The organism is Brasilonema octagenarum UFV-OR1 (genome assembly GCF_963888615.1).
GTDB classification, from domain to species: domain Bacteria; phylum Cyanobacteriota; class Cyanobacteriia; order Cyanobacteriales; family Nostocaceae; genus Brasilonema; species Brasilonema sennae.
This window is the reverse complement of sequence record NZ_CAWPKW010000352.1, coordinates 21,614-27,895: the sequence shown is the minus strand read 5'-3', so window position 1 is coordinate 27,895 and position 6,282 is coordinate 21,614. Positions and strand designations below refer to the sequence as shown.

The 6,282-nt window shown below is 43.7% G+C and carries 8 protein-coding genes; 5 read left to right on the top strand and 3 right to left on the bottom strand.

From position 1 onward, the window contains the following. The first annotated feature begins 269 nt into the window (after window positions 1-269). Window positions 270-743 carry a 50S ribosomal protein L21 gene (gene rplU / locus AC5590_RS31740; protein ID WP_169267236.1) on the top strand — a complete coding sequence of 158 codons (474 nt, stop codon included), beginning with the start codon at window positions 270-272 and terminating at the stop codon, window positions 741-743. A 30-nt stretch (window positions 744-773) separates the two neighbouring features. Beyond that, window positions 774-1,055 (top strand): 50S ribosomal protein L27, encoded by a 282-nt coding sequence (gene rpmA, locus AC5590_RS31735; RefSeq protein ID WP_169267235.1) that lies wholly within the window; start codon window positions 774-776, stop codon window positions 1,053-1,055. 45 nt (window positions 1,056-1,100) lie between these two features. Here the strand turns inward: rpmA and AC5590_RS31730 are convergent, their stop codons facing one another. Then, window positions 1,101-1,526 (bottom strand): hypothetical protein, encoded by a 426-nt coding sequence (locus AC5590_RS31730; RefSeq protein WP_169267234.1) that lies wholly within the window; start codon window positions 1,524-1,526, stop codon window positions 1,101-1,103. A gap of 326 nt (window positions 1,527-1,852) precedes the next feature. On the opposite strand from AC5590_RS31730, the gene cruF reads away from it, so the two are divergent. Both cruF and cruG read left to right on the top strand, forming a co-directional pair. Further along, window positions 1,853-2,758, top strand: coding sequence for a gamma-carotene 1'-hydroxylase CruF (gene cruF, locus AC5590_RS31725; protein ID WP_169267233.1), 906 nt, complete (start codon window positions 1,853-1,855; stop codon window positions 2,756-2,758). A 31-nt stretch (window positions 2,759-2,789) separates the two neighbouring features. Then, a complete protein-coding gene (cruG, locus tag AC5590_RS31720; RefSeq protein WP_169267232.1) occupies window positions 2,790-3,986 on the top strand; it encodes a 2'-O-glycosyltransferase CruG in 1,197 nt (398 codons plus the stop codon). A 77-nt stretch (window positions 3,987-4,063) separates the two neighbouring features. On the opposite strand, the gene rnhA is transcribed toward cruG, so the two are convergent. Together rnhA and AC5590_RS31710 are read right to left on the bottom strand one after the other, a co-directional pair. After that, the gene (rnhA, locus tag AC5590_RS31715; protein WP_169267231.1) at window positions 4,064-4,960 is read right to left on the bottom strand and encodes a ribonuclease HI; all 897 of its coding nucleotides are present in this window, start codon (window positions 4,958-4,960) and stop codon (window positions 4,064-4,066) included. Between the two features lie 448 nt (window positions 4,961-5,408). Then, window positions 5,409-5,549, bottom strand: a complete 141-nt coding sequence (locus AC5590_RS31710; RefSeq protein WP_169267230.1) for a hypothetical protein — start codon at window positions 5,547-5,549, stop codon at window positions 5,409-5,411. Here AC5590_RS31710 and AC5590_RS31705 point away from each other — a divergent pair. Beyond that, entirely contained in the window at window positions 5,543-6,190 is a 648-nt protein-coding gene (locus tag AC5590_RS31705) for an S-layer homology domain-containing protein (RefSeq protein ID WP_169267229.1), read from the top strand. The genes AC5590_RS31710 and AC5590_RS31705 overlap by 7 nt on opposite strands. Window positions 6,191-6,282: the final 92 nt, after the last annotated feature.

The following is a 6,282-nucleotide window of genomic DNA, read 5'->3' as shown; positions in this document are numbered from 1 at the left end:
CTGGTCTCACCAGATACCTCTGTCGGGAAACCCTCATCAAGTACTGGCTCCGCAAGGCACAACTCTTGGCAGTACTGGCTCCCCTACACCCTTTTCTTGGTCAAGAGTTAATCCTTATTTATTTTGACATACTTGTAGTCATTGAGGTATATTGAGAGATTGTGTGTCTCAATCCTGCTCGGATCAGGTAAAGGCAATACGAAAGCTGGAAAGCAGTCTTAACGAGCATATAGTCCAGCTACCTGTACGGCAACCTCAAGGACAATTTTATGACCTACGCAATTATTGAAACCGGCGGCAAGCAAGTAAAAGTCGAAGCTGGTCGGTTTTATGACATTGAACTGCTGCATGTTCAACCAGACGAGAAAGTTACTATAGATAAAGTATTGCTAGTGCAGCACGACGGCGAAGTCACCATAGGACAGCCGCTTGTGGGAGGAGCAAAGGTAGAAGGCACGGTGATGCGGCATCTAAGAGGTCGCAAAGTCCTGGTTTATAAGATGAAACCGAAAAAGAAAACTCGTAAAAAACGGGGTCATCGCCAGGAAATCACTAGATTATTGATTAATTCAATTAGCCTCGACGGTTCGGTGCTTGCTTCCGAAGAAAAGGCGATCGCCTTAAATGCAGCAACTGAGGTGACTATAGAACCAGCCCAAACAACTGAAACTCCAGAGACTGTCGATGTTGTAGCACAACCAGTCGCCCAGAATTCACCCGCTGAAGAAACAGCTGCTGAATAATAGATACAAGTAGAGACACAAGAGGAAATTATGGCTCATAAGAAAGGAACAGGTAGTACACGCAACGGTCGTGATTCTAACGCTCAAAGACTGGGTGTAAAGCACTACGGTAGTGAAGTTGTCCGGGCGGGAAATATCTTAGTGCGTCAGCGCGGGACTAAATTTCATCCTGGTAACAACGTTGGTATTGGCAAAGATGACACTTTGTTTGCTTTAATTGACGGCGTAGTCACATTTGAACGCAAGGGCAAAACCCGTAAAAAGGTTAGCGTTTATCCAGTTGCAGCACCAGCCGAGGCAGTTGCAAGCTAGTCATTAGTTAAACCTAACAGTCCATAGCAACTATGGACTGTTGAGTTAAATCAACTTATGAATCAACGCACCTAAGGCTAAACTCGTCAAACACAAGATAGACAACAAGCAAAAGGTTTGTCCTTGATTAAAGCCAGCTGTTTGAAGATCCATCCTTGCTAATGCAGTCGCAGCAACGATGAGCAACGTATCAAGAAATAGTCGAAACCTGGCTATCATTAAAAAAAACAAGAAAGCCGCTAAAACGCTAAGACCAAAAGACCTAAGATTTGATTTGAATAACAATAAAGAAAAGTTTGCAAGCCTTGTCCCGGAAATCGTTAAACCTCCCGTGATAAGTAAGATAGCAATAACAGCCAGTAGCCACATATACCAAGGAGTGTATATTTTAGATATTATCCACCCAGTGCTGGTGTAAGTAAGCAGTAGTAATGCTAGGGAAAGCAAAGGCGGTCTTTTCGAGATTGACATTAGTTGTTCCCAACATACAGAATAAGCTATAATTTCACAGCTATCTAAAGCATATACGTACTGCTTTGTAGCAAAGCATGAATCGCAACACTATAAGCCGTCACAGGAAAGCCAATTTAATTGATAGATAATGGCTTGAATAGCTTAAACTATATGTTTATTATCATATTTTTTTTACCTTCTATCAAGAGGCTGTTATGCTTTCCATAAAGAAAGCAAGGTCAGTTTGCAAAAAATTCCCGCTCAAAGTATTAAAAAATTTCTTAAACATTTGTAAACTATTACAAGCTTTGTAGCCGCGTATCATGTCTTGTTAAGGGATTATCATGAGACAACTTGTTATCGCTCAGCGTGTATGCCTCACTGGTCATATCTTGGCAAAGGCTTTTGGACTAATAGGCATTCTATTGGTCATACCTAATGCCGAAACAATTTTCAATTCAGGAGAGGTTGGACAAAAAGCCATGCAGTTGAGTATGGCTGATGGTGGTGTGGTAGATATTATTTTGGGGACAATAGCCGTCTCCATTTATGCATATCGAGTATTGGGATGGCGCACTTGGCTAGGGTTTCTACTACCATCTGTATTAATATCGGTGGGCAGTGAATTACTGGGCACAAGTACTGGATTTCCCTTTGGATACTACAGTTACTTGAGTGGCTTAGGATATAAGATTGCGGGGCTTGTGCCATTTACAATTCCCTTATCCTGGTTTTATGTGGGCTTGTCTGCTTACCTGATTGCTCGTACTGGTTTGAGGGTAGCTCAAAATCCCAGTTTAGTGGGCCAAGTAGGCGCTATAGCATTGGGCGCTTTGCTTTTTACCTGCTGGGACTTTGCATTGGAACCAGCCATGAGTCAAACATCTCTCCCCTTTTGGTTTTGGGAAAATCCAGGTGAGTTCTTTGGAACACCCTATCAAAATTATGCGGGTTGGTTTGGCACTAGCGCCCTGTTTATGAGCGTGGCAGCATTGCTGTGGAGAAACACGCCCATAAAATTGGAGCGATCGCAACTCAATGTCCCCTTAGTCGTTTATCTTAGCAATTTTGCTTTTGCTGCAGGACTGAGCTTAGCAGCTGGATTTGCTATCCCAGTTTCATTAGGCTTTGTCTTGGGCGTAGTTCCAGCTGTAGTACTTTGGTGGAGATCAATTGCTGCATCTGCTAATGTTGCTGTTGCACCAACAACCGAAGTTACTGTAGCAAGCGTCAAAGTTGCTGTCAAATAAAGCTTTGATTTCCATCCCCAGGTATTTTGCTGTGCAAGACGCGTTGAGTTTCGCAAGTGCTCTTTCATTGTTATTACTGCTCATCCAACTAAGCGCAACAGCAATTTTGCTGTCGCGTCTGTTAAAAGGACCTAGCCGCCATCCTCCCATTACACCCCAAAAATCCACACCAGAACTTTTGGGGTGTGTGAGTGTCGTCATTCCTACCTTAAATGAAGCTCTTCGTATTGCCCCTTTGCTAGACGGGATTTCTCACCAAAGCTATGAAGTCCGAGAAATAATCATTGTAGATAGCAAATCTAGTGATGGCACACCTGAGTTAGTCAAAACCGCACAGCAAAAAGATCCTCGCTTTCGCCTGATGAGCGATGATCCCTTACCAACTGGTTGGGTGGGGCGTCCTTGGGCTTTGCATTACGGCTTTTTGCACACCTGTGAGGCGAGTGAGTGGTTTCTGGGTATGGATGCTGATATACAACCATCACCTGGTTTGGTTGCGGGTTTGGTGAAGACAGCAGAAACTCAAGGCTATGACTTGGTTTCTCTCTCACCCCAGTTCATTCTCAAATATCCAGGAGAGTGCTGGCTACAACCAGCTTTGTTGATGACTCTGCTTTACCGATTTAATCCTGCTGGTGTGAATGCTCAGCAGTCAGAACGAGTGATGGCGAATGGACAATGCTATTTGTGCCGTCGCTCTGTTCTAAAAGCTGTGGGTGGATATACGAGTGCGAAAGGTTCTTTTTGTGATGATGTCACTTTAGCACGGAACATAGCTGCCTCTGGGTATAAAGTTGGCTTTTTAGATGGGGCAAAAGTGCTCAAGGTAAGGATGTATGAGGGAGCAATGGAAACTTGGGAACAATGGGGGCGAAGCCTTGACTTGAAAGACGCTTCGTCCCGTGCTCAAGTTTGGGGAGATTTATGGCTCCTCACAGCAGTTCAAGGTTTACCGCTTGTAGTTGTCCTCATCTACCTCTTTTTTTCTCCACTGCTCAATACCTCCCCTGCTCCTCTGCTTTTCCTGGTGGTACTGAATCTTTTTCTACTGCTGATTCGCTTTGCTATGCTTTTTGCGATCGCACCCTCCTATGATCGCAATCAAGCAAAAGGCGGTTGGTTGTTCTGGCTTTCGCCTTTGGCTGATCCAATCGCGGTGCTACGGATTTATCTATCTGCATTCCGTACCCCTAAAGAGTGGCGAGGACGTAAGTACAGTACTCAGTGATGAGTCCTGAAGTGCTGATTGTTTAACGACTCGCGTAAGTTCTTACCCCAACAAACAGGGGATTTTGTTGGGATACTTCACGATTCCGTCTCACTTTCTACCTTATCGCCCCGTTCCAATTCCCAGAGAATTTGATTACCTTCACGCCGCACCCGTGAGACAAGCCAGTTTCGCCAGCGCCACTCGTCTCCACGACTGGTAACAGCGCTGGCGTGAACATCCATCAAGTCTGCCAGTTCAGAACTTGTGATCAGGTAACCTTTCTCGGCAATTTCGTCCGCAATGCGGAGAGTTTCTACTAAGTTGCGCAGTTGTGTTACCCTGATTTCTCGGGGTAATTCCTCATTTGCGGAACTAGGAGAGTGGGTTTGTGGTTCCATATTGGTTATATCTGTTGCAAGAGTAGTGATTGCTTCTTTCTTTGTGTTAATGATTGTAGGATTTGTTTCCGAATCTGATACTCTTGATATACTTAGACCGTTCTTTTGTTCCAAAGAAAAGTTTTGTTGTTGCAAGGACAAAGTTTTGTTATTGGCAAAGGCGCGGGCGATCGTATCACAGCGTTCGTTACCAATATTACCTGCATGACCCCGCACATGCTCCCATCTAACTCGTGGACTATTAAGATCGTCTAAGATTTCTAACAGGTCTTGGTTCAGCACAGGATTTCCATCTGACTTTTTCCAGCCTTTCCTTTTCCAGCTTTTCACCCATTTTGTCACGCAGTTTATCAGATATTCGCTGTCGGTGTGGAGGGTGATGGCTTCATTTTGTCCTGAGTCTTGCAAAAATTGGAGGGCGGCGATCGCAGCTTGCATCTCCATTTTATTGTTAGTCGTTCGGGAGGATGCACCGCCCATTTCGTGAATCGAACCATCACTGAAATAGACAACCACACCCCAACCACCAGGGCCAGGGTTGCCTGTGCAAGCACCATCAGTGTATATACTTTTGATTGTGGAAACTAAAGACATAGTTAATATTAAACTCTCCTGGCTTTGAAAAACCAGGATTTTGAACTGATGTTGCTATGTGGACTAAAAGTCCTACTACTCAACATTATTCTGTGCTGAACGCACTTTGACTGGTTCAAACAGTCCTACCCGCCTCAACTTATTTCTAGGCTGTGCGGCTACTTTCGTCTTTTCCAACCTTAAAGATTTTACGTACTGAAGGCAGTGAAAAACTCTTCTCAGTACAACCCATATCTTTAGTTGTTATGGTTCAGTATGGAACAGGTTTTGTTTGTTGGATTTTTTCATCCTTGTGTTACCATCATCCCATCTTAAGACATTTATCAGATGATGCAACTATACAACTATAGCAGTCGCCATAATTGTTAGGACATTTCCCTGTTCCCTGTTCCCTGTTCCCTCTTAAGAGAAATACGATGTCCTAAACGATATGTCTGTTGCTATACCATTAAGCCTCTCTCGTCAAAACAATTTGAATTTGAGCGTGATCGTGGATCACCAAGCTAATAATTCCCGTTTTCTGCTGATGGGAAAAATAATACATAGCAAGAACATCAGGAAAATAGCTAGCTTGGAGCGACAATGGCATCTACTCCTAAATCCTTTCGGGATATTCAAAATCAATGGGCACGCTTATTTGTAGAATCATTAGCGAATGAAGGGGTTATCACCGGGTTTCCCAATAGGACGTTTCGCCCTGACACTTCAGTAACCCGTGCTGAATTTGCTGTTATTCTTACTAAGACATTTACAAAACTTAAGAAAAAACGGGACTATATTCGTTTTATCGATGTTGCGGCTCATCACTGGGCAGCAAAAGCTATTCAAACAGCTTATGCAATAGGATTTCTAAATGGGTTTCTCAATGATCGCTTCTTTCCTGACAGTAGGATTTCTCGATTAGAAGTTTTGCTGACTCTGGTAAAAGGCTTGGATCTTGCCTTAAAAGTAAAGCCTGAGAAGCTTGCAACCCTTCAAGAGATTTATCACGATACCAATCTAATTCCTGATTCTGCAATAACTCAGGTTGCAATTGCCACAAGTGCAGGTCTTGTAGCTAGTTACCCAAATACAAAATTACTCAAGCCCAATATACCAGCAACTCGCGCCGATGTAGCAGTTTCTGTGTATCAAGCGCTTTTTTTTATGGGTGAGGTGCAAAAAATTCCCTCTGACTACCTTGTCGTCCCACCACAACCGCAAACTGAGTTAGAACACGCTTCATTATAACCTTTGCGACTGTTGAACCAGGAACTTATACTGTGTGTGGAGTGGATAGCTTGGGGAATCAGAGTGCCCAAATGTCGATTGCAGTGAGTTGA